This is a genomic window from Planomonospora corallina, assembly GCF_042650625.1.
GTDB lineage: Bacteria > Actinomycetota > Actinomycetes > Streptosporangiales > Streptosporangiaceae > Planomonospora_B > Planomonospora_B corallina.
Genome location: NZ_JBHSBM010000018.1, coordinates 94,469 through 94,810 on the forward strand (window position 1 = coordinate 94,469; position 342 = coordinate 94,810).

General features: G+C 72.8%; 1 protein-coding gene. It reads left to right on the forward strand.

Features of this window, described 5'->3' with window-relative positions; translation table 11 throughout:
* Nucleotides 1-342, forward strand: a 342-nt coding sequence (locus ACFOWE_RS18390) for a PAS domain-containing protein (RefSeq protein WP_377289370.1), incomplete at both ends; no start/stop codon positions are given.

The window sequence follows — 342 nt, forward strand, 5'->3', positions numbered from 1 at the left end:
TGGACCTGGGAGATCACCGGTGATGGACGGGTGCACTCGGTGTACCAGTCGCCGAACACCGCCGGGATCCTCGGCGGCCAGGTCCACGACACCGACCTGGCCGCCGTCTTCCGGTCCCGCTACGTCCGCCCCGACGACCGGGAGGTCTACGACGCTTTCGCCGCCGCCCTCGCCTCCGGCCAGGCGGCCGAGGCCGAGTACCGCATCACCGGTATCGACGGCCGCACCCGGTGGATCTGGAGCCGCGCCACCCCCCGGTCCGAGGGCGACCGGCTGCTGGTCGACGGCATCTCCACCGACGTCACCGACCGCCGCACCCTGGCCGAGCAGCGTGAGCACCTG